21 protein-coding genes and 1 pseudogene are annotated in these 26,427 nt (G+C 49.4%); 9 read left to right on the top strand and 13 right to left on the bottom strand.

The genetic code is table 11. The features are described 5' to 3' along the window. Positions 1–12: 12 nt before the first annotated feature. The 6 genes from V7723_RS16590 to V7723_RS16565 all read right to left on the bottom strand — a co-directional run bounded on the left by V7723_RS16590 (position 13) and on the right by V7723_RS16565 (position 7,335). Positions 13–1,218 (bottom strand): vWA domain-containing protein, encoded by a 1,206-nt coding sequence (locus tag V7723_RS16590; protein ID WP_335685608.1) that lies wholly within the window; start codon positions 1,216–1,218, stop codon positions 13–15. 1 nt (position 1,219) lies between these two features. Then, positions 1,220–2,098 carry an AAA family ATPase gene (locus tag V7723_RS16585; protein WP_335685607.1) on the bottom strand — a complete coding sequence of 293 codons (879 nt, stop codon included), beginning with the start codon at positions 2,096–2,098 and terminating at the stop codon, positions 1,220–1,222. A 58-nt stretch (positions 2,099–2,156) separates the two neighbouring features. Further along, positions 2,157–4,580 (bottom strand): aerobic carbon-monoxide dehydrogenase large subunit, encoded by a 2,424-nt coding sequence (locus tag V7723_RS16580; RefSeq protein WP_335685606.1) that lies wholly within the window; start codon positions 4,578–4,580, stop codon positions 2,157–2,159. Between the two features lies 1 nt (position 4,581). Beyond that, on the bottom strand, positions 4,582–5,073 hold the full coding sequence (locus V7723_RS16575; protein WP_335685605.1) for a (2Fe-2S)-binding protein: 492 nt from the start codon (positions 5,071–5,073) through the stop codon (positions 4,582–4,584). A gap of 22 nt (positions 5,074–5,095) precedes the next feature. After that, positions 5,096–5,959, bottom strand: a complete 864-nt coding sequence (locus V7723_RS16570) for an FAD binding domain-containing protein (RefSeq protein WP_335685604.1) — start codon at positions 5,957–5,959, stop codon at positions 5,096–5,098. Positions 5,960–6,147: 188 nt separating this feature from the next. Further along, positions 6,148–7,335, bottom strand: a complete 1,188-nt coding sequence (locus V7723_RS16565; protein WP_335685603.1) for an MHYT domain-containing protein — start codon at positions 7,333–7,335, stop codon at positions 6,148–6,150. Positions 7,336–7,486: 151 nt separating this feature from the next. On the opposite strand from V7723_RS16565, the gene V7723_RS16560 reads away from it, so the two are divergent. The 6 genes from V7723_RS16560 (at position 7,487) to V7723_RS16535 (ending at position 14,270) form a co-directional block, all read left to right on the top strand. Further along, entirely contained in the window at positions 7,487–8,482 is a 996-nt protein-coding gene (locus V7723_RS16560; protein WP_335685602.1) for an LLM class flavin-dependent oxidoreductase, read from the top strand. Between the two features lie 216 nt (positions 8,483–8,698). Continuing rightward, positions 8,699–10,294, top strand: coding sequence for an ABC transporter substrate-binding protein (locus V7723_RS16555; RefSeq protein ID WP_335685601.1), 1,596 nt, complete (start codon positions 8,699–8,701; stop codon positions 10,292–10,294). 75 nt (positions 10,295–10,369) lie between these two features. Further along, positions 10,370–11,383, top strand: coding sequence for an ABC transporter permease subunit (locus V7723_RS16550; protein WP_335685600.1), 1,014 nt, complete (start codon positions 10,370–10,372; stop codon positions 11,381–11,383). A gap of 1 nt (position 11,384) precedes the next feature. Then, positions 11,385–12,302, top strand: coding sequence for an ABC transporter permease subunit (locus V7723_RS16545; protein WP_335685599.1), 918 nt, complete (start codon positions 11,385–11,387; stop codon positions 12,300–12,302). A 1-nt stretch (position 12,303) separates the two neighbouring features. Continuing rightward, positions 12,304–13,305: an ABC transporter ATP-binding protein gene (locus tag V7723_RS16540; protein ID WP_335685598.1), complete on the top strand. Its 1,002-nt coding sequence runs from the start codon at positions 12,304–12,306 to the stop codon at positions 13,303–13,305. Beyond that, positions 13,302–14,270, top strand: coding sequence for a dipeptide ABC transporter ATP-binding protein (locus V7723_RS16535; protein ID WP_335685597.1), 969 nt, complete (start codon positions 13,302–13,304; stop codon positions 14,268–14,270). Before V7723_RS16540 ends, V7723_RS16535 begins: the two co-directional genes overlap by 4 nt. On the opposite strand, the gene V7723_RS16530 is transcribed toward V7723_RS16535, so the two are convergent. Together V7723_RS16530 and V7723_RS16525 are read right to left on the bottom strand one after the other, a co-directional pair. Next, positions 14,267–14,977 carry an HAD-IA family hydrolase gene (locus V7723_RS16530; RefSeq protein WP_335685596.1) on the bottom strand — a complete coding sequence of 237 codons (711 nt, stop codon included), beginning with the start codon at positions 14,975–14,977 and terminating at the stop codon, positions 14,267–14,269. The two genes, V7723_RS16535 and V7723_RS16530, sit on opposite strands and share 4 nt — an antisense overlap. A 119-nt stretch (positions 14,978–15,096) precedes the next feature. Next, positions 15,097–15,825: an STAS/SEC14 domain-containing protein gene (locus V7723_RS16525; protein WP_335685595.1), complete on the bottom strand. Its 729-nt coding sequence runs from the start codon at positions 15,823–15,825 to the stop codon at positions 15,097–15,099. A 601-nt stretch (positions 15,826–16,426) separates the two neighbouring features. Between V7723_RS16525 and V7723_RS16520 the strand changes: the two genes are divergently transcribed. Both V7723_RS16520 and V7723_RS16515 read left to right on the top strand, forming a co-directional pair. After that, positions 16,427–17,578 (top strand): tyrosine-type recombinase/integrase, encoded by a 1,152-nt coding sequence (locus V7723_RS16520; RefSeq protein ID WP_335685594.1) that lies wholly within the window; start codon positions 16,427–16,429, stop codon positions 17,576–17,578. Between the two features lie 421 nt (positions 17,579–17,999). Beyond that, entirely contained in the window at positions 18,000–19,868 is a 1,869-nt protein-coding gene (locus V7723_RS16515) for a dihydroxy-acid dehydratase domain-containing protein (protein ID WP_335685593.1), read from the top strand. A 117-nt stretch (positions 19,869–19,985) separates the two neighbouring features. On the opposite strand, the gene V7723_RS16510 is transcribed toward V7723_RS16515, so the two are convergent. The 5 genes from V7723_RS16510 to V7723_RS16490 form a co-directional block, all read right to left on the bottom strand. Further along, positions 19,986–21,080, bottom strand: coding sequence for a lipocalin-like domain-containing protein (locus V7723_RS16510; RefSeq protein WP_443024246.1), 1,095 nt, complete (start codon positions 21,078–21,080; stop codon positions 19,986–19,988). Next, a complete protein-coding gene (locus V7723_RS16505) occupies positions 21,070–23,538 on the bottom strand; it encodes an ABC transporter permease (RefSeq protein ID WP_335685591.1) in 2,469 nt (822 codons plus the stop codon). Before V7723_RS16505 ends, V7723_RS16510 begins: the two co-directional genes overlap by 11 nt. After that, entirely contained in the window at positions 23,535–24,188 is a 654-nt protein-coding gene (locus V7723_RS16500; RefSeq protein WP_335685590.1) for an ABC transporter ATP-binding protein, read from the bottom strand. The genes V7723_RS16505 and V7723_RS16500 overlap by 4 nt, the downstream gene beginning before the upstream one ends. Positions 24,189–24,530: 342 nt before the next feature. Further along, entirely contained in the window at positions 24,531–25,157 is a 627-nt protein-coding gene (locus tag V7723_RS16495; protein ID WP_335685589.1) for a tyrosine-type recombinase/integrase, read from the bottom strand. A 154-nt stretch (positions 25,158–25,311) separates the two neighbouring features. Then, positions 25,312–25,824, bottom strand: coding sequence for a methyltransferase domain-containing protein (locus V7723_RS16490; RefSeq protein ID WP_335685588.1), 513 nt, complete (start codon positions 25,822–25,824; stop codon positions 25,312–25,314). 306 nt (positions 25,825–26,130) lie between these two features. Here V7723_RS16490 and V7723_RS16485 point away from each other — a divergent pair. Further along, positions 26,131–26,427 (top strand): annotated as a pseudogene (locus V7723_RS16485) (diaminopimelate epimerase); the annotation flags it as partial.

Genomic DNA, 26,427 nt, shown 5'->3' with positions numbered 1-26,427 from the left:
GCTCTCCCTTCTTTATATCTTTGCGATTTCGGGCTCGAGAGCGGCAAGGCTTTCAAGCGTATTGGCTGCGGCGAAAAAATCAATATAGGGCTGCGCGGCAGCCATGGCCTGCGTGATGGGCTCATATTGCCGCCAGCCCAACAGCGGATTAAGCCAGATTAGTTTTGGTGCCCGTTTCTTCAAACGTTTTAATTCAGCGGCCAATTGATCCACGGATCCCGTATCATACCCGTCACTTAGGATGAGCACGACAGACCGACCGTTCAGGCTACGTTTGGCATATTGATTATTAAACTGCGCCAGGCTTTCCCCCAGCTTGGTCCCGCCGCCAAACCCCTCGGCCATCAACGACAATCGCGTCATCGCTTTCGTCGAGTTTTTATCGCGAACCACATCAGTGACCCGGATCAGTTTCGTATGAACCAGATAGGCATCTGCCTCCATCCATTGACAGACCAACCCTTTCACGAACTGTAGAAAAAAGCGGCTATAGTGCTTCATGGAACCAGATACATCGAGAAAAACAACGAGGCGAATAGGACGATCAGGACGCGACCGCCAATTCAAAGCAATCGGTTCGCCACCGGTCGCGAGGCTTCGCCGGATTGTCCGGCGTAAATCGAGTTTCGACCCTTGCCGCGACAATCTGTGGCGGCGGGAAAGCCGGTACCGCATGGCACTGGCAATTCGGTAAGCGAGTTTCTCGGCATCCCGAATTTCATCCGCATCCACATATTGACGCAAATCCGTCCTCACCTGAGATTTTTTATCTGTGGCAATCAGACGGCCGGAGGCTTCACCATAAACATCCCCCGCCCCTTCGGTTTCAATCTGCGGCGCACTTCCGCCCTCAGGCGCGGCCGCCGACAAATGCGTTTGCCAGGCTTTAGGCAAAGACGCCTTGGTTCGGTTACGAACATTCTTTTCATGTTGCCAACTGGCGCGTTCTTTACCAAGCCGCGTCCAATAAGCTTCAAATAAATCATCAAAATGACGCCATTCTTCCGGCCGGCCGGTTAGCAGGACTTTCAGTTTGAGGCGTGCTTCGTTCAGGCCCGAAAACGGCTCGCTGATCACACTTAAGGCAGTTTGCGTCTCAGCGGGCCCCAGCGCATATTCATTCATGCGCAAATGATCGATAAATCCGGCCATACGCGCCGCGAGCGGATGGTTTCCGAGAATATTCTTTTCATGAATTTTATGACTAATCGGTTCCATATTATGCCGCTTTTCCGAGCAGTCGGCTGGCGACCTCCTTGGTGATGGATTTAAGATCGGTTTCCGTTTTCAACAAACAGATCAACGTCGACTGGATGATCTCTAGGTCACCGTCCAGACTACTGATTTTCAATCCGACCAGCGCGGCCGCCCAATCAAGGGTTTCCGCGACACCGGGATTTTTCTCCAGATCTTCTTTTCTCAAGCTCAGAACGAAACGGGATATCTGGTCGGCAAGATTAACTTCAATTTCTGGAACACGGGACAAGATGATTTCTAATTCTCGCGCCTGAGACGGAAAATCCACGTAAGAATAGAGGCATCTTCGGCGCAAAGCATCCGACAATTCTCTCGTGCCATTGGACGTGAGAATAACATGCGGTATGGATTTCGCTGCTATCGTTCCAAGTTCTGGCACTGTAATTTGAAAGTCCGACAGAATTTCAAGAAGATAGGCTTCAAACTCTTCGTCTGCCCGATCAATTTCATCGATTAACAGAACGGGCGCCTTATCCTGACATATGGCTTTTAGTAACGGCCGCTCGAGCAGAAAATCTTCGGTAAAAATATGCTGTTCGACCTGTGATGCCGTTTTTTCTTCCCGTTCCGAGGCCTTTATATAAAGAAGCTGTTTCTGATAGTTCCATTCGTAGATAGCTGCTGCTGCATCCAGTCCCTCATAACATTGAAGCCGGATTAGGTTGGTATCCATAATGGAGGACAGAGCTTTCGCGACTTCAGTTTTGCCAACACCAGCTTCACCCTCCAATAATAAGGGTCGCTTGAGGTTGATCGCTAATTGCAACGCTGTGGACAGCGCCTCGTCCGCGACGTAATCTGCGGCGCGCAATTGCTCGCGTATGGTTTTAATTTCGGTCATCTTACCCCTACTAAATAGCGCGGGGCCGGAAAAAGTCATCCGGCCCCGAACATTACCCCTAGTCTGTCAAACCAAGTTTCTGGGCTGTTTGCCAAACACGCCAGTGATCATGAGGCATTTGAGTATGCGTCAAACCTTTATGGGCGAAGGCGTCATGAACCGCATTTGAGAACGCCGGTACACCTCCCACGTTGGGGCTTTCACCGACACCCTTCGCGCCTATGGGGTGATGTGGAGATGGGGTTGTCGTGAAATCAGTTTCCCAAGTCGGCGTTTCCACGGCTGTTGGTAAGAAGAAGTCCATCAGACTGCCGCCATGGACATTTCCGCCTTCGTCATAGGTAATATGCTGCCCCATGGCGATAGCAAGTGCCTCCGTCAATCCGCCGTGGACCTGCCCTTCGATAATCATTGGATTGATACGGGTACCGCAGTCATCCAGCGCATAAAACCGCCGGATATCAACAACACCGGTATCCACATCCACTTCGACCACGCAAAAATAAGCGCCAAAGGGATATGTCATGTTCGGCGGATCATAATAGGAAACCGCTTCAAGCCCCGGCTCCAGTCCTGGGATTGCCTGATTGTACGAGGCAAAGGCCAGTTCCTTCATGGTTTTATGTGCTTCTGGATTTCCTTTGATCTGGAACCGATCTACATCCCATTCCAGATCACCTTCATGGACTTCCAGCAAATAAGCGGCAATCATCTGCGCTTTAGCCCGGATCTTCCGCCCCGCCATAGCCGTTGCCGCCCCGGCCACCGGGGTCGATCTCGACCCGTATGTACCCAAACCATATGGCGCCGTATCCGTATCTCCTTCTTCTAGGGTGATATCTTCCGCCGGAATACCAATTTCAGTGGCCACAATCTGGGCAAATGTTGTTGCGTGCCCCTGCCCCTGACTAATGGTGCCAAGACGCGCAATGGCAGAGCCTGTTGGATGGATGCGAATTTCGCAGCTATCAAACATACCGAGACCAAGAATATCGCAGTTTTTGATCGGTCCAGCGCCGACAATTTCGGTAAAGAAAGCCGTACCAACACCCATCAATTTACGGGTTTCCCCGCGATCAAACGCCGCACGGTTTTTGGTTTGCTCTTTGCGCAAAGCATCGTAATCCACCGCAGCCATGGCTTTTTCCATGGCCGTATGATAATCTCCACTGTCATATTCCCAACCAAGTGCGGACTGATAAGGGAATTGGTCTTTACGAATAAAGTTCTTCATCCTCAATTCCACTGGATCCATATCTAATTTATGGGCCAGGATTTCAATCATCCGCTCAATCAAATAAGCAGCCTCTGTTACCCGGAACGAACACCGATAGGCCACACCACCCGGTGCTTTGTTGGTATAAACACCGTCAACACCTACATAGGCGACTGGTATGTCATAAGATCCCGTCACAATATGGAAAAATCCGGCCGGAAACTTGGTTGGATCCGCGCAAGCGTCAAAAGCACCATGATCCGCCAACACATGGCACCATAAGCCAGTGATCTTACCGTCTTTCGTCGCTGCTATTTTGCCGGTCATATGGTAGTCGCGGGCAAACGCCGTAGACGTTAGATTCTCCATCCGGTCTTCAACCCATTTAACGGGAACGCCCGTTACGATGGACGCGACGGCCGAACAGATATATCCGGGATAGACACCGACTTTATTGCCAAAACCACCACCAATATCAGGTGAAACCACCCGAATATTATGCTCGGCAATATTGGTGATTAGAGAGGCGACTGTCCGCACTGCATGTGGCGCCTGGAAGGTGCCCCATAAGGTCAGCTTGCCATTAATCTTATCCATAGAAGCGACACAGCCGCAGGTTTCCAAAGGACAAGGGTGAACCCGCTGATAAGTGATCATCTCTTCTACGACAACCTCCGCATCAGAAAGTGCTTTCTCAGCTCCGTCTTTATCACCTTCTTCCCACAAGAAGATATGGTTGTGATGTTTGCGGGGGCCGTGGGCCCCTTCCATCTTGTCCTTGATATCTTCACGCAACAAAGGTGCATCTTCATCCAACGCCTTGAAGGCATCCGTTAAAGCCGGCAGTTCCTCATAATCTACTTCCACCAACTCCACGGCGTCGGCCGCAATATAGCGATCTTCAGCAACGACAAAAGCAACTTCCTGATTTTGAAACAAAACTTTCTCATCTGCCAGAACCGCCTGTACATCGCCTGCTAGTGTCGGCATATAATGAAGGTTAAGCGGCTTGAGATCTTCTGCTGTTAAAACAGCGACGACGCCCGGCACGGCAAGTGCCGCTTCTTTATCGATACTTTTGATCCGCGCGTGCCCATAAGGGGAGCGAACAAAATCGCCGAACAACATGCCAGGCAAATTAATGTCATCGACAAAATTGCCTTTGCCTTGTGTAAATCTGGCATCCTCGACGCGTTTTCGCTCTGAGCCGATACCTTTTAGGTTTTTAATCCGGTCTTCCCGGGAAAGGGGTGCTTGTTCATTCATGTTATTCTGCTGCCTCCTGAGCGTTAAGCATATCCGCAGCGACCGTGATGGCCTTGACTATATTCTGATAACCTGTGCAACGGCAGAGATTGCCGGAAATCCCGTAACGGATTTCTTCCTCTGTCGGTGACGGATTTTCCTGTAACAGGCGGTGCGCCCGCGTAATCATCCCCGGCGTACAAAAGCCGCATTGCAATCCATGATGCTCCCGAAATGCTTCCTGTAATGCGTGTAAGGTACCGTCAGGGTGCGCAATTCCTTCAATTGTTGTGACGCTTTTGCCATTGGATTGACCGACGAAAGTCATACAAGATTTAACCGATTTTCCATCCATATCGACAGTACAGGCACCGCAATGCCCGGTATCACAGCCGATATGCGGTCCGGTCAGTCGTTGATTTTCCCGAAGGAAATGAATTAAGAGTGTGCGCGGCTCAGCAAGGCCTTCTACTTCCTTGCCGTTCACCGTCATTTTAACATGCATTTTTGACATTTTTTTCTCCGACAAGATAAGATTAACCAGCGTTGGCTGCTGCGGCACGAATGGCGCGTTCAACCATCACGCCCAAAATATGAGTGCGAAATTCTTTCGGACCTCGTCCATCAAGAGCAGGATCGGTGATGGATTTCGCAGCATCAACGGCGGCTTTAATACTGGCGTCATCCAGGGATGAGCCAACAAGAGCCGCAACGGCTGCTTCCGCATATAGCGGTGTATCCGCCACATTGGTCAGGCCGACGGCGGCCGAACTCACATTGCCATTGTTCAACGTCAACATGACGGCTGCAGCCGCCGTTGCGTAATCCCCGATTTTACGCTTCTGTTTCATATAAGAATAACCGTGGCCCGAGGGCGGCGCCGTGAATTTTATGGAAGTCAGTATCTCGCCTTCTTCGCGGGCCGTAAAAAACGCCGCTTCGTAAAAGTCGCGCGCTTTCACTTCGCGACTACCGGATCCACCAGCCAGTACAAATGTCGCATCAAGTGCCTGCATGATCGCCGGCATATCATTGCCCGGATCTCCATTGGCAACGTTGCCGCCCACTGTTCCGACATTTCTGATTTGCGGGTCCGCAATTTGCAAAGCCGTTTCGCGTAAAATTGGGCAGACAGCATGCACTTCTTCTGACGTGATAAGCTCTGCTTGCGTCACCATGGCACCAATGGTGACATCCAATCCAGAAACGGAAATTCCCTTGATGTCGGATATATCCTGAATATCGATAAGATGCTCTGGCAGTGCCATGCGCAATTTCATCATCGGTATCAAGCTATGTCCGCCCGCAACGATGATTGCGTCGTCCCCCATATCCGCCAGCATGCCAACGGCTTCGGAAACGGTTTGCGGTCGATGATAGTCAAATGACCCAGGTATCATTCTGATGTTCCTCCCTATATTGTAGTTTTCAGACCTTTTTGACGGACTGATCGAACGATTATTTCGTAATTGGGAAGAGCATGAGGCAAAATCTGGGCAGAAGGTAAGGTAACAGGCTTGGAAAACGCCTGTCGTGCACGAAATGCAAAATACCTGCACGAAATGCGGTTGGAAATTGAGAGTCTAACTTATCCGGTTTTCAATATTTCGCGAAGTTCAGCCAATCGACCGCGGCTGACCGGCGCTTCTAGATTAGTCTCGTCGCCCATCAGACAGAAGGCTTTGTCCCCATCCCGGCGCAGCCCCGTTATCTTCTGGCGGTTAACAAGATAGCTGCGGTGCGTGCGAATAAACATGCCGGGATTCAGCTTTTTCTCAAGGCGGGAAATCGGCCAGGGACAGAACAATTCTTCTTCGCCATTATGGAGTTTCGTGTAGTGCCCGTCCGCTTGCGCCATAAGAATGGCCGATGATGGCAAGAAGCGGATTGTCTTATTCCTGTCATAGGGTATGCGACCGTCATTTATGTCTTCTGGCGATTGCGACATAGCACGAGAAAAGGCAACAGAGGAAGCTGCTTTGGCGCCGACCTCTTCGCTCTCTGTTATGGTCGTACGTACTTCCTGTGTTCCAAGGGCATTATCACCAATAGCAGGCTCAGTCGCAGGTTCATCGCTCGACGGCACCGCTGACAGGAGGAATAATCCACAAATAAAGAAGGACGCTAAAGCGACTATCAATGCCAATGTATCTTTACTCAATACCGGCGTTGCAACAACATTGCTATTGATACTGAAAATAGTGAAATACATGGCGGAATAATGCATGGCCGAAATGGCAAGCCCGAGAACAACAGCCCCGGCGATGGCGGCCTTTAAGGTGCGTTGTCCATAGGCGAGTTCCATTGCGGCAATGGAGGCCGCGATCCCAATTGTAACAGCGACGATCAAACCTAATGGATTATACGTGACGATACAGTTCGCTGAAATTGCGCTCATACCCAGATAATGCATCGCGACAATACCAATTCCGGTGATTATACCGGCGATGGCAATGCGTTTTTTATTTCGCACACCGAAATGCAGCGACAGCAAAGCGGCCCCCGTCACCAATATCGCAATAAGAGCTGATCCGAGCGTTGGCAAGGGTGCATAGGCCAGCGACAACGGCATATCCACGGCCAACATGCCGACAAAATGCATGGACCAGATCCCGCCACCCAGCGCTAGCGCACCTTGAGCAACCCGTTTTTTCCGCTGTGCCACCGTCATCAGGCGTAAGTTGGAGGTCATCCTCAGGGCCGTAAATGACGCGGTTATCGCGATCGCAATTGACGCCATCACCAATAAAGGTGAGTAAGAGATTTCAAGCGGCATGTGTTCTCCCAAACAACAATTTGCATCCCCAAGCTTAACAGCGTACTCGACAATACGCTGCAGGCAAAGCCGCTTTCTTGATCTGCCTTGACAAAGCGCAATGAAAACCGCCATCACTTAACAAAGAAAATAAAAAAGGCAGTTCAAAAATATGACCCGACTATCTGTTCTGGATCTGGCGCCCATCACGGAAGGCAGCGATGCCAGTCAATCATTCCGCAATTCTGTTGAGGTTGCACAACTTGCTGAGAAAAGCGGCTTTCATCGATATTGGCTCGCGGAGCATCATAATATACCCGGCATAGCCAGCGCGGCGACGTCAGTTTTACTCGCCCACGTGGGAGCGCATACAAATTCAATTCGCATAGGTTCTGGCGGCGTCATGCTGCCCAACCACGCTCCCCTGGTGATCGCCGAGCAATTTGGCACCCTCGCCTCCCTTTATCCTGACCGAATAGATCTTGGCTTGGGCCGGGCACCCGGAACAGATGGTATGACGGCCCACGCACTTCGCCGCTCCATGACCAGTGATGTGGATAGTTTTCCAAGTGATGTTCAGGAACTTCAAAAATATTTCTCCGACCCGGAACCGGGTCAACGCCTAAAAGCCGTTCCCGGTGCCGGTCTGCATATTCCCCTTTATATTCTCGGTTCCAGTTTATATGGGGCACAACTGGCGGCTTATCTTGGTTTGCCATACGCTTTCGCCTCACATTTTGCGCCCACTCATTTGCAAGAGGCCCTCCATATTTACAGACGGGATTTTCGCCCCTCGGCGCAGCTTGCTGAGCCTTATGTAATTGCTGCGATGAATTTGCAAGCAGCAGACACGAAGGAGGAAGCAAATTACATTGCCACCTCCCTGATGCAAGGCGTGATAAAACTCGCCACCGGCAACCCGGTACAATTACCGCCGCCAGTAAAAGGTTTCGGCGATCAGCTGGGTCCTCAAGAGAATGCCGTTGTCTCTCGTTTTATGACTTATACAGCGCTTGGAGATCCGGAGGATGTCCGAACAAGCCTGATCAATTTCAAGAAAGAAACAGCCGCTGACGAAATTATTTTGACCGCGCAGATATTTGACCATACAGCGAGACTCAGAGCATTTGAAATTGCCGCAGAGGCCGCCGAATCCCTCGACGGGTAGTTCTAACGGAAGATTATCCTCTCATAGATAGATATTTGCCGGCGGAAAGCGCTAGCGTAAAATAATAATAATTACGAAATACTTATTTAATACAATAATTTAGCTAAACAAACTAATAGCTATTTCCAACATCAAAATAATTAGGTAAGGTCTTTGCCTGATCTGAAAGGGACTTACAGGATTCAGATCATCCATTAAATATCAGGGAGTGAAATAATGGGATCCAAAAAACTATTGCTGTCAGCTGTGTTGGCGTCGGCGATGATGATTGGCAGTGTGCAGGCGAAAACGCTTGTTCATTGCTCAGAAGGCTCGCCGGAAGGTTTTGACCCAGCGCTTTATACCGCTGGGACAACTTTTGATGCCTCTTCACGGCAGGTATATAACAAACTTGCAGAATTCAAAATTGGTACAACGTCAATTGGCCCCGGACTTGCCGAAAGCTGGTCGGTTTCGGACGACGGGCTGGAATATACATTCAACCTTCGAAAAGGTGTTAAATTCCATACGACTGAATTTTTCACACCGACCCGTGATATGAATGCCGATGATGTTGTTTTCTCGTTCAAGCGGCAGCTAGATAAAGATCATCCTTGGAACCAGTATACAGCTGGTACGGCGTGGGAGTATTTTGACAGCATGTCCATGCCGGATCTGCTTAAGGATATTGTCGCGGTTGATGACAATACGGTCAAGTTCGTTTTGAACCGGCCAGAAGCACCCATGATTGCAAACCTGGGAATGGATTTCGCGTCCATTATGTCCAAGGAATATGCGGATCAACTGGTCGCGGCAGACAAAATGGAAGACCTCAACCAGAAGCCGGTTGGTACAGGCCCTTTCAAATTTGTTAACTATCAAAAGGATGCGGTCATTCGCTACAAGGCCCATGATGATTATTGGGCTGGCCGGACAAAAATCGATGATCTGATTTTCGCGATCACACCTGATTCATCCGTTCGTCATCAGCGTCTTCTCGCCGGTGAATGCCATTTTAATCCCTATCCTAATCCAGCCGATTTACAGGCCATTCGCGACGATGGCCGTTTGAAACTTCCGGAGCAAGAAGGACTGAACGTCGGATATCTCGCCTATAACACGCAAGTTGCGCCGTTCGACAATCCAAACGTGCGGAAGGCTTTGAATAAATCCATCAATAAGCAAGCCATCCTGGATGCGGTTTTCCAGGGTGCAGGCAAGGCAGCCAAAAACCCGATTCCACCAACCATCTGGTCTTACAATGAAGCGATACAGGATGACAGTTATGATCCGGCTGCTGCCAAAAAGATGCTGGACGACGCCGGTGTTAAAGACCTGAAAATGAAAATCTGGGCAATGCCAGTTCAGCGTCCTTATAACCCGAATGCCCGCCGGATGGCGGAACTCCTTCAAGCTGATTTTAAAGAAGTCGGCGTCGACGTTGAAATTGTTTCCTATGAATGGGGCGAGTATCTGAAACGGTCAAAAGAATTAGACCGCGATGGTGCTGTCTTACTCGGCTGGACCGGAGACAATGGTGACCCGGATAACTTCCTGGCCGTATTGCTCGGCTGTGACGCTGTTGGCGGATCTAACCGTGCCCAATGGTGTAACAAGGAATTTGAAGATCTAGTTCAGAAAGCTAAAATCACTTCTGACGTTGAAGAGCGCACCAAACTTTATGAGCAGGCGCAAGTCGTCTTCAAGGAACAAGCTCCTTGGGCGACAATTGCACATTCTCTTGTTTTTAAAGCAATGCGCAATGAAGTCGAAGGTTATAAAATCGATCCATTCGGTGGTCATGTCTTCTACGGTGTTGATATTGACAACTAAGTCAGCCGGTTAATGGCGCAATTTCTGCCACCAGTATATTTCATCACTGGTGGCAGAGCATATATCGGTTAGCACATGTTTTATTTTATATTGAGACGCGTTGGTCTTCTCATACCAACATTTTTAGGCGTGACCATAGCCGCGTTCAGTTTTATCCGGCTACTTCCAGGCGATCCGGTTCTTCTGATGGCTGGAGAACGCGGGTTGACCCCAGAACGCCACGCGGAACTCCTTGAAAAATTTGGTTACAGTCGACCAATATGGGAACAGTTCCTTGAGTATGTCTACGGGGTCATGCAAGGAGACCTGGGAAACTCGCTGATCACCAAAAAGCCCGTTCTTGAAGAGTTTTTTACACTCTTCCCGGCGACTTTTGAACTAGCCCTCTGCTCGATAATATTTGCGACAATTATTGGTGTTACGGCCGGTGCAATAGCTGCTGTTAAACGAAGTACCTGGTTCGACCATACAGCCATGGGAACAGCACTGATTGGTTATTCCATGCCAATTTTTTGGTGGGGTTTGCTGCTCATTATCCTGTTTTCAGGAATTCTTGGCTGGACCCCAGTGTCCGGGCGGATCTCTTTGATTTACTACTTTCCTCAAGTCACCGGGTTTATGCTGATCGACAGCCTATTATCGGGCCAAAAAGGCGCCTTTTCTTCCGCCGTCTCGCATTTAATCTTACCGACTATTGTCTTAGGAACCATTCCTCTCGCTGTTATCGCCCGCCAAACACGATCTGCGATGCTGGAAGTACTTGGCGAAGACTATGTAAGAACGGCTAAAGCCAAAGGCCTCTCTCCAACTAGAGTTGTCGGTGTCCATGCGCTCCGCAATGCGCTGATCCCCGTTATTACAACCATTGGCCTTCAGGTTGGCGTTCTATTGGGCGGAGCTATTCTTACGGAAACCATTTTTTCCTGGCCAGGTATTGGTAAGTGGATGGTTGATTCCATTTTCCGGAGAGATTATCCCTCGGTACAAGGCGGGCTACTGCTCATTGCGACTATCGTCATGCTCGTCAATCTAATTGTTGATTTGATGTATGGGCTTATTAATCCAAAAATTCGGCATACGGGAGGCTGACATGACAGACACACTTGCGCCCATCCCAGAAGAACTCGACAATCGCAAAACAACGCGCCTGGCATTGCTGATTGAGTTCTGGAATTATTTCAAGGAAAACAAGGGTGCCGTTGCTGGCATGTGGTTTTTCCTCTTCATCTGTCTTGTTGCAATATTTGCAGACGTCATCGCACCGCATACCGCCATAGAACAATATCGCGACGCCCTGCTTGTCCCGCCTGTTTGGCAGGAAGGTGGATCCTGGAAGTTTATTCTTGGAACAGATCCGGTTGGCCGGGACATGCTTTCCCGGCTTATCTACGGCAGCCGTTATTCACTATTTGTCGGCTGTATCGTGGTCTCGCTGGCCTTGGGTGTCGGCATCATTGTTGGGCTAATCTCCGGCTATGTCGGTGGTATCGTCGATACGTTGATCATGCGGGTCATGGACGTAATTCTTTCGTTCCCGGCCCTACTTCTCGCACTCGCACTCGTGGCCATCCTTGGCCCGAGTTTAGTCAATGCCATGATTGCCATCGCGATTGTTCAACAACCGCATTATGTGCGACTGACCCGTGCAGCGGTAATGGGCGAACGATCGAAGGACTATGTAACCGCGGCACGTGTTGCTGGCGTAAGAACACCGCGCCTGATGTTCAACACTATTCTACCCAATTGCCTCGCCCCTCTTATTGTACAAGGCGCTTTGTCATTTTCTACGGCAATCCTTGATGCCGCAGCTTTGGGTTTTTTAGGCATGGGCGCCCAACCGCCGACGCCTGAATGGGGGACGATGCTGGCCGAGGCGCGTGAATTTATCCTGCGCGCCTGGTGGGTCGTTACATTGCCGGGTTTTGCAATATTGCTTACTGTTCTCGCCATCAATCTGATGGGCGACGGCGTACGCGATGCTCTAGATCCCAAGCTTCGGAGGTCATGATATGAGCTTGCTGGAAATTAAAAACCTGAGTGTTGAATTTCGAACAGCGCACGGAAATTTCCGTGCCGTGGACAATGTATCATTGACGGTGGAGAAAAGTGAAGTTTTGGCGGTCGTCGGCGAATCCGGATCTGGAAAATCCGTGGCGATGTTGGCGGTTATGGGACTTCTTCCTTGGACAGCAACAATCACCGCAGATGTCATGGCCGTTGATGGCAAAGATATGCTCAATATGGCGCCAAAAGAACGACGAAAAATTATTGGCAAAGATATCGCCATGATCTTTCAAGAACCGATGACCAGCCTCAACCCGTGCTTTACCATCGGATTTCAACTGGGAGAAGCCCTTCAAGCACATCTCAAACTCAACCGGCGCGAAAAAAAGGAGCGGGTTATAAATCTGCTGGAGCAAGTTGGTATTCCGGCGCCAGAGAAACGCCTGTCCTCGTTTCCCCATCAACTCTCAGGCGGCATGAACCAGCGGGTCATGATTGCTATGGCCATTGCCTGCCAGCCAAAATTATTAATTGCTGATGAACCGACCACCGCTCTTGACGTTACAATTCAAGCTCAGATTATCGACCTGCTTCTCAAGCTACAACAGGATACAGGCATGGCCTTGGTCTTGATCACCCATGATATGGGCGTCGTGGCGGAAACAGCTCAGCGAGTTTCGGTCCAGTATGCCGGGCAGCGCATTGAAATGCAGGATGTCCAAGGCCTTTTTGCGGAACCCCATCATCCCTATACCCAAGCGCTTCTTTCCGCCCTGCCAGAACGCGCCGTCGGCAAAAAGCTGGCGTCAATTCCCGGTGTTGTACCCGGACAATTTGATCGGCCGGACGGTTGTCTCTTTTCACCTCGATGCTCTTATGCAACATCCCTATGCCGCGCTAAAAAGCCCGCAATTGCGACGTCCGATTTTGGTTCCGCCCTTTGTCATTATCCACTTAAAGATGGACAGCCTGTTGGTCACCCAGGAAAAGAAGAGGTTGTCGCATGAATAGTGAAACTGTCCTCACCGCCACGGATCTTGCGCGCCACTACCCGATTTCTACCGGCGCCTTCAAACCGAACCTTTCCCTTAAAGCTCTTGCAGGCGCCAGCTTTACGCTTCAACGCGGAAAAACTTTAGCGGTTGTGGGAGAAAGCGGCTGCGGGAAGTCGACATTGGCCCGGCTAGTAACAATGATAGAACCAGCGACTAGTGGGTCCTTGGTTATCGGCGAAGAAGATATCGCGACCGCTTCTTTGAAAGCACTCGCCCATCTCCGCCCCAAAGTCCAAATTGTATTTCAGGATCCTTACAGCTCCCTCAATCCACGGCAGCGGGTCGGTGCAGCACTGGAAGAGCCCTTGCTCGTAAACACGAAGTTAGCTGCCCCTGAACGGCGGGCGCGAGCTCAAGAAATGATGTCCAATGTAGGATTAAGACCCGAGCATTTCGATCGGTACCCTCATATGTTTTCCGGTGGCCAGCGCCAGCGCATCGCAATAGCTCGCGCGCTGATGTTGGAGCCGGATATTCTGGTTCTAGACGAGCCGGTTTCCGCCCTAGATCTTTCCATTCAGGCGCAGGTTCTTAATCTACTGACCGAACTTCAGGAACGAATGAACCTCGCCTATTTATTTATTAGTCATGATTTGTCTGTTGTTCGTCATATCGCTGACACCGTTATGGTTATGTATCTCGGGCGTCCGGTAGAACAGGGTCCTGCGGCCGAAGTCTTTGCGAACCCGTCTCACCCCTATACACAGGCCCTTCTCTCGGCAACACCTGTTGCAGATCCAAACCATATCTCCGAACGTATTGTGTTGAAAGGCGAGCTCCCCTCACCCATGGATCCGCCGGCTGGCTGCCCGTTTAACCCGCGCTGCCCTAAAGTTTTTGGGAAATGCTATGAGCATCGACCAGTACTACAAAACACTTCGGACAACGTCGCCGTCGCCTGTCACCTGTTCGATTAACCGCGGAAACTCTCTAACTGTTTAACGAGATCCGGAAAATCGTCCGCAATAATATCATGATGCTCATCGGGAATGGGATCCGGTGGTCCGGCAGTTCCCCATTCATCTGGTCGGCGGACAAATGCAGACTTATATCCGACAGCACGCGCCGCGTTCAAATCAATATTATGGCAAGCTACCATCATAACTTCGCTTGGATCGAGAACGAGCCATTTTGCCACTTGCTCATAGGCAACGGGGAGCAACTTGTAACGCCCAATCATTTCGCAAGAAAATACGGCATCCCAGCTCAAACCATTGCGTTTAGCAGTATCGACAATCAGCGATACGGAAAGGATGGTGAAAGAGGCCACAACAAAATTTTCTCGCATTTGTCGAAGGGGTTCGGGAAAATCCGGCCAACAATCAAGCTCATGCCAAGCTTGCCAAATTTTATCCTTGTCCTTGGCTGTGAACGCCTCAAGGCCGTACTTCGTTACCATTTCCGTGAGCTTGTCGCGATGAACATCATCAATGTTGAAGTCTGCGGGTGTATCCGATCCTGCATTCGCCATAGCCCTCAATGACTGCCCTCTATAGTCATTTGCAATTCCAGCCCAGTCCCGCTCGAGATTATGTTCTTGACCGACAGATGCCAATGCGGACGATATGCCCTTATGCCAATCAAGGATTGTTCCGCCAGTATCAAACGTTAGTGCTTTAATCATTGTTGTGCCTTTTCACAATTTAAGTACCTAGCCATTACCCTAGCAGAGGTTCGCGAAGTGTTCTCAGGCCATAAAATCAAAAATTTTGACCTCTCTTGACTAAACCATCCCTGGAACTCTTAAGACTTTATCCAGTCCCAGGCTTCATCGCGTTCATCCACATCAAACATCTTCATTTCAACGGGTATTATAGCTGACATCAATTTCGTCATCGCTTCCATCCAATCTCGCATGCCCACAACAGCCATCCTGTCAAAATGACTCCAGTTACGAATACCAAAATTAAAATCCTGCCAGAAAGCCGAGATTTCCATACCATTAAAACCCGACATATCTACATACAGCTTGATTTTTCCATGTTGCGAAATCAATTCATTTAACAACGGAAGGAGCGATTTTTCATAATCTTCCCCTGTAAGTTTATCGTTAATTTTGAGGCCAATAATATCGGGAACACCACTCGCCAAAATCGAAAAAGACGATTGTTCATCATTGGAAAGCCAACTTTCCGCAACCTCTTTTTGATCTTCTTCAAAAGTGCGAATTTCCGTATCGACGAAAATTTCCGCGATACCCGCCAACCACCCTTGCCAATGATGATCCACAATAAGCGCAATACGATCGACGTTTTCATGATGTAATTTAACAAAGGTGAAATGAGCGCGAGCCGCATCAAGGTCTTTCCAACCGGCAAAATCACTCGCATCTAGAAATAACCGAACTGTGCCTTTTTCCGCAACAATGGGATCGATTGCTTTCAAGACGTTATCCCAATCTTCGACTTCGATCTTGCCAGCGACTTCAGCTCTCAGAATGTTGCCCGTCTTCTCTTTTTCCACAGTGATCATGATTATCTCCTTTTGATATGGTGCAGGTAAGCATACCTATACCCCAAATCCAGCTAAAAATAGATAAAGTGGACCTGTCCGTCAATTTGTCACAATTTAGAACAAAAGTAGTAACGTGGCCGAGGAACTATTCCCTGTTGACCCTATAATAAACTCGATGGCCTTCCAATATTGCTTCCAAGTTTAATGGTTTGTAACAGAGATCTCATAGCAACACTCTGGGTAGATAATTTTTCAAAATAAGCCATCTATTACTTCTGAAGAACGCGACAAGCTATGTTGGGGTTCTAACGCAATTGAGATTTTTAGTGTGCACCCTGTTCGTTATTTTGCGAGGCAAATAGGACTGATGGTTTTCTTCTCAGTTATTGAAATATATGGTGGGCGCTACAGGGTTCGAACCTGTGACCCGCTGATTAAGAGTCGTACGGTCACTATTTCTAGCCGCTTCGCTCTATTACTATTAGTCGAGTTAAAGTGTTATATTTCAATGAATTATAACACTTAACCAAAATCAATCTACCATCTATCTCTTTCTTTTACGATATTTTAAGCTTACCTTACGCTTATCTATTGATTAGAGACAAGGTTATAGACATCAATGTCAAAAATAAAACTAACGAAAAATTCAATTGATACACTTACGGCGGACTTGGCCGAGAAATTATTCTGGGACGATGCCCTGCCCGGTTTTGGAGTAAGAGTAAAACCGTCAGGTGTAAAGAGCTACGTTGTTCAATATCGCAATCGGCAAACCGGGCGTTCGCGACGAAAAACGCTCGGCAAACACGGCCCCCATATGTCTCTTCATCAAGCGCGTGAACTGGCAAATGGATATTTGTCTGATGTCGTCCGTGGCGGTGATCCGGTAGCAGAAGCAAAAGCAGTAAGGTCATCCCCAACCGTACATGAACTGGCAGAACAGTATTTGGAGCTTCACGCTATCCCGAAGAAGCGCCCTAAGAGTGTCGCAAATGACAAAACCATGTTGAGTAGATTTATTTTGCCTACATTGGGCACTCACAAGGTTTTTGAAATTGAGCATCGTGATATCCAGGCACTCCATAATTCCGTCAAATCGACGCCATATCAAGCCAACCGGGTGCTTTCCCTTTTATCGAAGATGTTCGAACTTTCAATAAAATGGAACTGGCGCCGTGACAATCCTGTCAAAGGCGTAGAAAAGTTTCACGAGGAAAAGAGATACCGCTGGCTGTCAGACAACGAGTTAAAAAAGCTGACGACTGCCCTCGACAGCCATCCAAACCAAATATCGGCGAATGCAATCCGGCTTCAGCTATTGACGGGTTCAAGAATTGGAGAGGTCCTAACGGCAAAATGGACGGACTTCGACTTGGAACGATGTGTTTGGGTGAAACCCTCCCACCACACTAAGCAAAAGCGGACGGAGCACCTCCCCCTTTCCGGAGCGGCAACGGAATTGTTAGTCGCGCATCGGGATACAATCGGCAGTCAATCAGACTTTTTGTTTCCAGGAAAACATCCCCAAAAGCCAATTGTTGATTTGAAAAGATTCTGGCGGTCAGTCCTGTCATCTGCCGGAATTGAAGATTATCGCATCCATGACAATCGTCATACTCATGCATCACAACTTGTCTCCAGTGGCATGAGCCTGGCGATCGTAGGACGCCTGTTAGGGCACACAAACCCCATGACAACCCAACGCTATGCTCATCTTGCTGATGATCCTCTAAGAGAAGCCGCTGAAATCATGGCTAAAAAAATGAGCTAGTTTAAGAAATTGTAGAATTTTCGAAAAGGCGACGAAATTTAGTATATGGAGCTCCATAGGTAAAGTCTCCCTTTAGTACTAAAGAGGTTAAATCAAGATAGTTCAATTCCTTCCGTTGTCGGGCCGCAAGTTGATTTGCTTGACATTAATGTCTGCAAAGCATGGAAAAGCGGAAGTGATTTCAGACCAACAAAAACTTCTGAAAGTGGCCCAGAACAGACATTCAACCAAAAAAATAGCGCTGCCACATTAACTGAATAATTGGCCAAATTTGATGTATTGGTGGAATTCAATATCCCTTAAGTCATTGAAAAATTGTAGTCTCGAAATTGTATTTTCCCAAATTTTGTGGCAATAATAAGTTAATGCGACAATGCCAGTTTAACTCTGTTTCGTCTATTTTTTGCGTTAAGGAACTTCCATGAAAAAATCGAAATCCGTTCTTATTGATCGCCATCCTGGGCGCTCAGCTCAAACCATTGGCCTCGCAAAGGAACTTGGAACCAGCCCGGACTTGATACATGAGCCGTCTGTCGGCGTGGTGGGAACTAAAGGCGATAGCCAATGCTATTTAGGCGTCACAGATAAAGTTGATGCAATTCATGCACGACTTAGGGATCGAATTGGAACTGAACCCGACCAATTGAAATTTCGTCTTGTCGAGCCTCAATACACGGTCGCTACTTCAGACGGCATTCGAAACGGGACGCGCGAAATGCGCTACTCGCTTATTGGCCGCGAAGTCACCAACGATGCACTTTGCGAACACCTTGAAGCGAGTGGTCTTGCAGGAACCATCGCAGTTGTTGCATGTGATAAACCGCCAGTAGGAACTCTTGCCGCACTGCTTGAACATAATGAGCCAGCAATAATCATGTCGGACGGGCCAATCCATCCTGGAATTGATCCGAAAACTGGCGGTGCAATCGACATCGTTAGTGCATACGAGGTCGCCGGCCATCCTGATCCAGAATACCGCCATCACATCGCTTGCCATGCATGTCCTGGTATTGGAAGTTGCGGTGGCATGTTTACCTACAATACCATGCAAACATTTATCGGCGTCGCAGGGATGCAACCGTTGCACATGGTGGCACCGGCTTCCGATGACCCGAGACGTCTCAATGAATTTCCAGACGAGCTCGTCCATTACTTAGCGCAGTTGATTGAGATGGATTTGAAGCCCCGCGACATCGTTGTTCGCGACTCTTTGCGCAATGCCTTGATTGTCGCACTGGCTGTGGGTGGTTCTACCAATGTCGTATTGCACGTGCCTGAAATTGCACGTGCCGCAGGATATGAGAACTTTTGGAAAGACGTTATGACACCAGAAGAATTCAATCATCTCTCGCAATATGTCGTGCCTGTCCTCACAGACGCCCGGCCGTATGGCAAATACTCCATGGTCGATATCGATCAAGTTGGTGGCGTTCAAGTGATTGTGCGCGAACTTCTGGAAATGGGCTTGCTTAATGGAGACGTTATGACGTGCACAGGGGAAACCCTAAGTGCGCAGGTCAACCGGCTCAATACACCAAACCCGGACGGCAAGGTGGTCTACACAGTTGAAAATCCCTACAAACCAACCGGTGGCTTGCGCTTGCTGAGCGGTAATCTGTCACCAGATTTTTCAGCAATATTGAAGCTTGCGGGCGTCGAGGGTGGACTGGGCGACAATCTATTCCGCGGTAAAGCATGTATTTTCAATGGACAAAGTGACCTTCTGAAGGCGCTTGATGAAACACCTGGGAGCTTTCAAAATAACGATATGGTCATAGTTCGCTACGAAGGGCCCAGTGGCTCACCAGGTATGCCGGAGATGCTCGATCCGACGGCACGCATTACGACCCTTTGCCGCGAGAGGGGCATTGTGATTGCTTTGATGACTGATGCTCGTTTCTCTGGAGGGTCCGTTGGGTTGGTGATTGGACATGTGGGGCCTGAAGCGGCTCTTGGGGGTCCAATCGCGTTCATTGAAGATGGGGATGAAATTGTCGCAGACCTGAATACAAATGAATTAACTTGCACAGCGCTTGATGATCCAGATACGCTTGCGAAGCGCAAAGCTAATTGGGAGAAAGAAACCGCTGGTAATGGCGGTACTCATCCTTCTTGTGGGATCGCGGACACGCGCCTTTTACAACGTGCGCGTCACTCTGCTGTTCCCGCATCGCGTGGTGGCGGCATCCACCCAAATCGAGAGGTTTGGGTCAGGGAACCACGAGACGCGGAACGCTCCGGTTTTATTCCGTCGAATAAAACACGGCCGAGCACTATTAAAGAATTTTGAGATTCAGTCCGGCTAATTCAAACTCGTCTCTGCTTAGCATTATTATGCAGGATTTAGGCGAAGCCAAGATCAGAAATCTCTTGCAATTTAGGAGGCGTCCATAGATGACAGCGCCATTCAGTAGCCTGTCATTTCGAGATACCCTCTACCCTGATGACTGCCTGTGAACCAGATGGGACCTTCCCAATACGGAAAGCGAGATTCCATCCAGCTATTTGCATTTAGCGGAGTTGTTTGTATGGAAAGGTTTTTTGAATTTATTTTTATAATCCACTCCGTCGGAACGGATCGGCCAGAGATTGTTGATTTTTCAACTGGATCGAAAATAATATCACCGTCGACAAGCGGCTCGACTTCACCGTTGGCGCTCACCCATGTGCCAGAATAAAAGGCCGTTTTATCGGTATGGCGCAACCGAAAAAGCATGACCTTTTCACCCCCCTCAAGATGAAGCGAAAACCAGTCCCAGCCTGTCTGATCCGGCGACAAAGGCTGACTGCTCCATTCCCGATCCAACCATCCTGAGCCGGTCACCTCGACGGGCTTGCCTGCAAGCGTTATTGTCCCGTTCACCTCAAGAAACGGGGCGCTAAAATAATGGGAGGCTTGTCCCCGATCAGATTTTCTGCTGAAGCCGTTATCTCCATGGAGGGCCCGCCTCGCGGCTGAGCTTAGAGAAAGGTCATACGCAAAATTATTGCCCGAGGCATTCAACGCTAGACTGTTGTCTTGATTTTCGGTGTCTGTCCCCACTGTTTTCAAATTCCAATTATCGATCCAGGCATGAAACGGTGAAGCCGTTACATTGGCTTGTCCTGTGCCGCCGCGGGCAAAAATCTCGCGAGTATGATGCTGATCTTTACTTGTAACTGCCGCATGGGCCATCCAGATTTGTTGATTTGTCCAGCCGAGACCCTCCGGTCCTGGCGCCATGGCCTGACGAAACAATGTCCATTGAATACCATAATGGTTCCCGGATTTATCCTGGAGGTTGGCTGTGACATACCACCATTCGATACGAAATTCAGGGTGTGGCCCAAGGTCTTGGGGGAAAGTTATCGCCGTTCCGGGCACCACCTGCCCATATCCCTCACCTTCCTTTCCCAATCCGGCAAATCCTTGCGCCCCGATATGCCGGATGCCAAGCAGCAACATCAGACATGCCGTAGCCAATAGCAACACGAGCCAAAAATTCCTGCCTTTAGCGCTCATCGGAAAAAACTTTCAATAAACGTTGAGGCGGCATGCGGCGCAATTGAAGCACAGGATAAATTGTAGCTAGAAGGGCAACTATGAGGGTCATCGCCAAAAGCAGCGCCCACTGTGTCGGAAACAGTTGAAAAGGTAAACGCCATCCAAATGCCTGGACATTAATGACGGCAACAAGGCACCAGGTCAGCAGAAGGCCTAGAGGAAGCGCCAACACGGCCGTCAGCAAAGCCAACAACATGGACTTCGCCAACTCTATCCATGCCAGACGATGGCGCGTAATACCGATCGCCCATAACGGAGCAAGCTGGGGCAAGCGGCTTCTGCTTAATGTCAGCAAACTACAGAGCATTGCGATACCGGCAACGCCGAACGTCAAAGTATTGAGGGATGCCGTAATAGCGAAAGTACGTTCAAAGACTGTCGACGCCCGTGCTTTTAACGTGTCCTGGTCTACCAGGCGGCTGTTGGGAAGATCAAAGCGTGCCTCAAGTTCTTTAAGGACGGTTGTCTTGGACTGCGGGTCAACCCGAACGCCATGCCGGGTTTTTGCCACATCTGGCCAGCGCGATAGAAAAGCGTCGACATTTGTCATAATCAGACCCTTCGAATTCCCATAGTCCGAGAAAATGCCAGCAACGGTCAATTCCCAGACCCCCGAGGGTGCCACGATCTCAATCTCTGATCCCAATGTGAGGTTAAAACGTCTCGCCAGTTGCTCGCTGATAAGGGCCGCGTCGCCAGTTTTTATGGCCACCCAAATATCGGATGTGGCTTCAAGAAGCGGCCAGTTGTCACGATAGGTCACATGGTCTTGAAAGCCATATATCTGGGTCGGCCAGTCTTGAAAGCGTATCTCGATATTTCGAATGGGCAGGACGGCCGTGACATCGTCTCGGCTTTCCAACCAGGATTTTATGTCCAGCGCCTGCTCCTCATTTTGGGCGTTAAAATAGATTTCCGGAGCTAAACGCTGGTCCAGCCAATGGATAAAGGTATGGCGAAAGCTTTCCACCATCGAGCCGACACCAATATTGACACTGAGTGCCAGCAGCAGCGCCATAAGGGCGAAAGACAGACCAGGAAGTTGCTGCCGACTGTCAGCCCAAAACCATTTCACCATCGGGCCCTTGGCCGAAGTTTCACCGTAACCCAGTATCAGCGATAAGATTGCCGGCTGAAGCAAGGCACATCCCAATAACAAAGAGCCCATCATGACAAATCCGGCGACAAGCCCTTCTCCCAAGGTAAGGGTCACGACGAATAGCAGAAGCAATAGGCCCGCAACAGCCGATTGCACGCGTAGCCATTTTTGCTCCGCCGTATGCCATGCGCCCGGCAGGGCGGAGGACAGCAGCGGCAGACGGTAGACTTTCCAAAGGCCGCCGCCTGCGGCGACAAGCGCACCGAATACGCTCATCGCGATGCCTAAAATCCACCAGGAATGATCGAGGGATAGCTCACCACTGATCCGCGCGCCATATAGCCCACGAATACTGGCGGCGACATCCGGCAACAAGGTGGCGGCAATAGCATATCCAAGGATAACACCAAGGATGCCCGCAAAGACTGCAAAGACCATAAGCTCAATCAAAAGGGTAGATATGAGCAATCGCATGGAAACGCCGCAGGACCGCAATGTACGTATCATGGGTCTACGCTGTTCGAAAGCGAGACCAATCGCCGAATAAACGATAAATATGCCAACAAAAAAGGAGAGGAAACCGAAGGCCGTCAAATTCAGATGAAAGCTGTCCGTTAGCCGTTCAAAATCCCCTTTACTCTCTGGCCGATATTGCTTCAATTGATCGCCAACAACTTCAAACAAGGGCGACCTTCGCTGTGACGCACGCGGATCAATCAGAAGGCGAGATGCCAGTTCCGGAGCATCTAAGATACCTTGCGCAATGCCAATATCCACCATCAACACCCCGGGTGGGAGACCTGGCCGAACGATCAGAGGAGGTAATTGCACTCCTGTTTCCGAAGAAAGTCTCTCGCCTTCGGAAAATCCATACGCCTTAAGCGTCTCGACGGAGATAAAGGTAAGGCCCGGCGGCGTCATAAAGTCTATGGCAGAGCCACCGGCATCGCCAAACCCCAATTGGTCAGACATCTGCATCATGGAAACGGGCTCGATGCCAATAATGTCGAACAAGACACCAGAGATTTCAAGCCGACCTTCCAAGACTGGTGAGACTACCCAGCCCGCTTTGCGAAGATCAACAAATGTCGATTGCTGGAATTTCGAACCATCTGTTGCCGCCAGAAAGGCCGTCTGCTCGCCTCCCATATTCAGAGCTGCCCGGTCGTAGCTGATACGGGCTTGCTGGTTCAGCGCTTGCACGCCGCTCCAAAGGGCGGTCGCCGTAGCAAGTCCAATCAGTAATGTCACAAATTGACCGGGAAATCTCCGCCAGTGACTGAGAAGGCTCACCAACACCCAAATTATTTGCCTCATGTCAACCGACCTGCCCTCAGCGTGACCTGACGATCGAGAAAGGAGGCAAAATGCGCGCTATGGGTTACCATCAGAAAACTCGCGCCTGTGCGCTTCACCAGATCCATTGCCAGCGCGAGTACTTCATTTGCCGTGCTCTCATCCAGATTGCCCGTCGGCTCGTCGGCCAGCAGCAAAGACGGTTTGCCGGCAAACGCGCGTCCGATCGCCACCCGCTGCTGTTGCCCTCCGGAAAGCTGTTCCAGATACCGGTCCATCAATGTTTCCAGCCCAAGCCGGGAAACAAGTTCTGACTGCCATTCAGGGTCATACCGACCCGCCAATCGCGCCTGAAACGCCATATTATCTTTGACCTTCAGGCTCGGGACCAGATTAAATTGCTGAAATATAATTCCGAAATCGTTTAGTCGGAGGCTGGCGCGCTCAGTCTCGGAAAATCTCGTGATATTCTGACCCTGAACGAAAATATTGCCAGCGTCCACACGATCAAGTCCGGCGATCAGATGCAGCAACGTACTTTTCCCGCTCCCGGACTCGCCCATGAGCGCCATACTCGATCCCGCAGCAAGCTCTAAACCAACACCCTTCAGGACAGTAAGTTTTCCCTGTGGTGTGTCATAGCTCTTACTCACATTCTGAATTTTAAGCATAGAATCCTACAAAACGCTGAGGTCGATGGGCAAATATAGAAAGGCAACGCCTATGTCCACGTTTCTATCGGATTTTGTTGATTACCACCATTTATCATCTAACCATATAGGGCGGTGTTGTCACATTAAGTTATTAAACGTACTACCGCGGAAATTTTAAAAAAAATAATTTGTTATATTTCAAAGACTTAATGGGTTCTTAATTTCCTGAAGAAGACAGAAATAGCCTAGTATCGAGTTAATGTGACACCGCCTAAATTCGAGTTGAGACGAATGTCTGCTTCTGGCACTTTGCAGACCTTTGCTGAATGGGGCAGAACATGTCTGCTCTACCCCAGTATATCAGACGTCAACCTGCTCAGCGATTGCAAGGGCATCATCGACCTCAATACCAAGATATCTGACTGTGCTTTCGACTTTTGAGTGTCCCAATAGCAGTTGTACCGCCCGAAGGTTTCCTGTCTTGCGGTAAATGAGCGTTGCCTTGGTACGCCTTATCGAATGTGTGCCAAACAATGACGGGTCCAATCCGATAAGTGCGATCCAGCGCGAAACCAGTCGAACATATTGCCGGGTCGTTAAGCATCGGTCGCCACCGCAATGGCCAGTAAATAGAAAATCACTCAGCGCCATCTTCTTCGTTTCAAGATAGTTGTCAATTGCCTGGCGTGTCTGCTCCGAAATTTCAAATTTGACAGGCCGTCCAGTTTTCTTTTGACGTACCATTGCACGGTCAATTGCATATCCATGTGGGGCAACATCCTCAACCCTCAATCTTACGACGTCGCATCCGCGAAGTTTGCTATCAATAGCAAGATTGAAGAGAGCCAAATCGCGAATACGCCTATTAAGTTGCAACGTTGTTCGGATTGCCCAAACGTGTTTAAGCTGAAGAGGTGGTTTCTGCCCGGTCAACTTGCCCTTATTCCAAGGCACCTGCCGTGCGGTCTCTTTTTTAAATAGTCGCATGTTCTTCTCCTTTTTTGTTTGAGAAGAACCAGCATGTATTCAAACTCGCTCTACGGCGCCAATAACGTCCGGTATTAGAGTAAATCCAGAATATTCGGGGAAAGACGGGGACATAACAACGTCAGTTTATGACCCGAAGCAGACATCATGGCAGTCAGGTTCGCTGAACGAAAAGAAACCCTCGCCGTTCGAGCACAGGCGTCCATATCCATCCGGATTTCTCGAAAACTTCTTTGAACGCGGGGATGTTTGAGCGTTCATCGGCTATTAAAACGTGGGACTGGGGCGCTGTTGCCACCAGCAACGCGTGTAGGACAGTTAAGCGCTCCTCGGCACCAAGCATGTGAAGTGTTCTGTCGATAACAATCACATCAAAAGGCCCCGGCCAAACGTGCTCGCGAATGTCAGCAGTTTCGGCGGCAATCGCCAAGGTCTCGGCATTTGCATCCAAGTTGAGGTCACGAATGCCAGAGGGTGATTGGTCAACAGCAGTAACAAGATGTCCCAGCCGTGCAATAAACAGCGAGTCGCGCCCCTGCCCACAGCCGACATCCAGTACCCGCGCGACTTTCTTGTCGTATGAATTGAAGAACGTAACGAACTCTTTGGTTGGTTCACCGAGCCCGTGTCGATTCTCTAGATAAAACTCTTCGTAATCAGTTGCCATATCCCGATAGTGGCAGAGAAGAGAGAGCCTGTCTAAGTGATTTCACTAACATGGCGGCGTCTGCGTTTGGCACTTAACGGACGTGTGGAGACACCTTACTGAACGTCTGCTAATGACCCAAAGCGGAAATTCGTTTGAATGGTTCAAAGTTTCGCTATGCGGACTTTTGAGGCATTCGGTCTGATCGCACCAAGGGCCGCTTTAGCGCGGTGAAGCTCGGATCAATTTACAACATTGAATTCGAGTACAGTTAGATGACCCCAAAAGTTGATGGAAAAAGATGTCTAAACTGAATACATTCACAGCATGAGCTCAATTAAATTTCAAAAGATGCACGCAAACGGGGATCATTTCGTTCTCATTGACGCACGTGGGCAGAATAATCCAGTCAGTCCACGTCTGGCAAAATTACTTGGTGATAGGAACAGAGGAATAGGTTTTAATCAATTGGCGGTTCTTATCGACAGTGAAGATGCAGCTGCTCGACTAATTTTTTGGAACCCAGATGGTACAAAACTTGGAGCATGTGGAAGTGCAACACGGGGCGCTGCAGATTTGATTATGGCTGAGGAGAAATCAGATTTAGTCATTTTCAGAACTGAT

This window comes from Sneathiella sp. (genome assembly GCF_036960985.1).
Taxonomy (GTDB): domain Bacteria; phylum Pseudomonadota; class Alphaproteobacteria; order Sneathiellales; family Sneathiellaceae; genus Sneathiella.
The sequence above is the reverse complement of the archived record's forward strand: the minus strand, read 5'-3'. Positions and strand labels throughout refer to the sequence as shown.

Excerpts from the sequence above, each read along its gene's own strand:
- V7723_RS16590 (WP_335685608.1), bottom strand. The coding sequence starts at position 1,218 with ATGGAACCGATTAGTCATAAAATTCATGAAAAGAATATTCTCGGAAAC.
- V7723_RS16585 (WP_335685607.1), bottom strand. The coding sequence starts at position 2,098 with ATGACCGAAATTAAAACCATACGCGAGCAATTGCGCGCCGCAGATTAC.
- V7723_RS16580 (WP_335685606.1), bottom strand. The coding sequence starts at position 4,580 with ATGAATGAACAAGCACCCCTTTCCCGGGAAGACCGGATTAAAAACCTA.
- V7723_RS16575 (WP_335685605.1), bottom strand. The coding sequence starts at position 5,073 with ATGTCAAAAATGCATGTTAAAATGACGGTGAACGGCAAGGAAGTAGAA.
- V7723_RS16570 (WP_335685604.1), bottom strand. The coding sequence starts at position 5,959 with ATGATACCTGGGTCATTTGACTATCATCGACCGCAAACCGTTTCCGAA.
- V7723_RS16565 (WP_335685603.1), bottom strand. The coding sequence starts at position 7,335 with ATGCCGCTTGAAATCTCTTACTCACCTTTATTGGTGATGGCGTCAATT.
- V7723_RS16560 (WP_335685602.1), top strand. The coding sequence starts at position 7,487 with ATGACCCGACTATCTGTTCTGGATCTGGCGCCCATCACGGAAGGCAGC.
- V7723_RS16555 (WP_335685601.1), top strand. The coding sequence starts at position 8,699 with ATGGGATCCAAAAAACTATTGCTGTCAGCTGTGTTGGCGTCGGCGATG.
- V7723_RS16550 (WP_335685600.1), top strand. The coding sequence starts at position 10,370 with ATGTTTTATTTTATATTGAGACGCGTTGGTCTTCTCATACCAACATTT.
- V7723_RS16545 (WP_335685599.1), top strand. The coding sequence starts at position 11,385 with ATGACAGACACACTTGCGCCCATCCCAGAAGAACTCGACAATCGCAAA.
- V7723_RS16540 (WP_335685598.1), top strand. The coding sequence starts at position 12,304 with ATGAGCTTGCTGGAAATTAAAAACCTGAGTGTTGAATTTCGAACAGCG.
- V7723_RS16535 (WP_335685597.1), top strand. The coding sequence starts at position 13,302 with ATGAATAGTGAAACTGTCCTCACCGCCACGGATCTTGCGCGCCACTAC.
- V7723_RS16530 (WP_335685596.1), bottom strand. The coding sequence starts at position 14,977 with ATGATTAAAGCACTAACGTTTGATACTGGCGGAACAATCCTTGATTGG.
- V7723_RS16525 (WP_335685595.1), bottom strand. The coding sequence starts at position 15,825 with ATGATCACTGTGGAAAAAGAGAAGACGGGCAACATTCTGAGAGCTGAA.
- V7723_RS16520 (WP_335685594.1), top strand. The coding sequence starts at position 16,427 with ATGTCAAAAATAAAACTAACGAAAAATTCAATTGATACACTTACGGCG.
- V7723_RS16515 (WP_335685593.1), top strand. The coding sequence starts at position 18,000 with ATGAAAAAATCGAAATCCGTTCTTATTGATCGCCATCCTGGGCGCTCA.
- V7723_RS16510 (WP_443024246.1), bottom strand. The coding sequence starts at position 21,080 with ATGAGCGCTAAAGGCAGGAATTTTTGGCTCGTGTTGCTATTGGCTACG.
- V7723_RS16505 (WP_335685591.1), bottom strand. The coding sequence starts at position 23,538 with ATGAGGCAAATAATTTGGGTGTTGGTGAGCCTTCTCAGTCACTGGCGG.
- V7723_RS16500 (WP_335685590.1), bottom strand. The coding sequence starts at position 24,188 with ATGCTTAAAATTCAGAATGTGAGTAAGAGCTATGACACACCACAGGGA.
- V7723_RS16495 (WP_335685589.1), bottom strand. The coding sequence starts at position 25,157 with ATGCGACTATTTAAAAAAGAGACCGCACGGCAGGTGCCTTGGAATAAG.
- V7723_RS16490 (WP_335685588.1), bottom strand. The coding sequence starts at position 25,824 with ATGGCAACTGATTACGAAGAGTTTTATCTAGAGAATCGACACGGGCTC.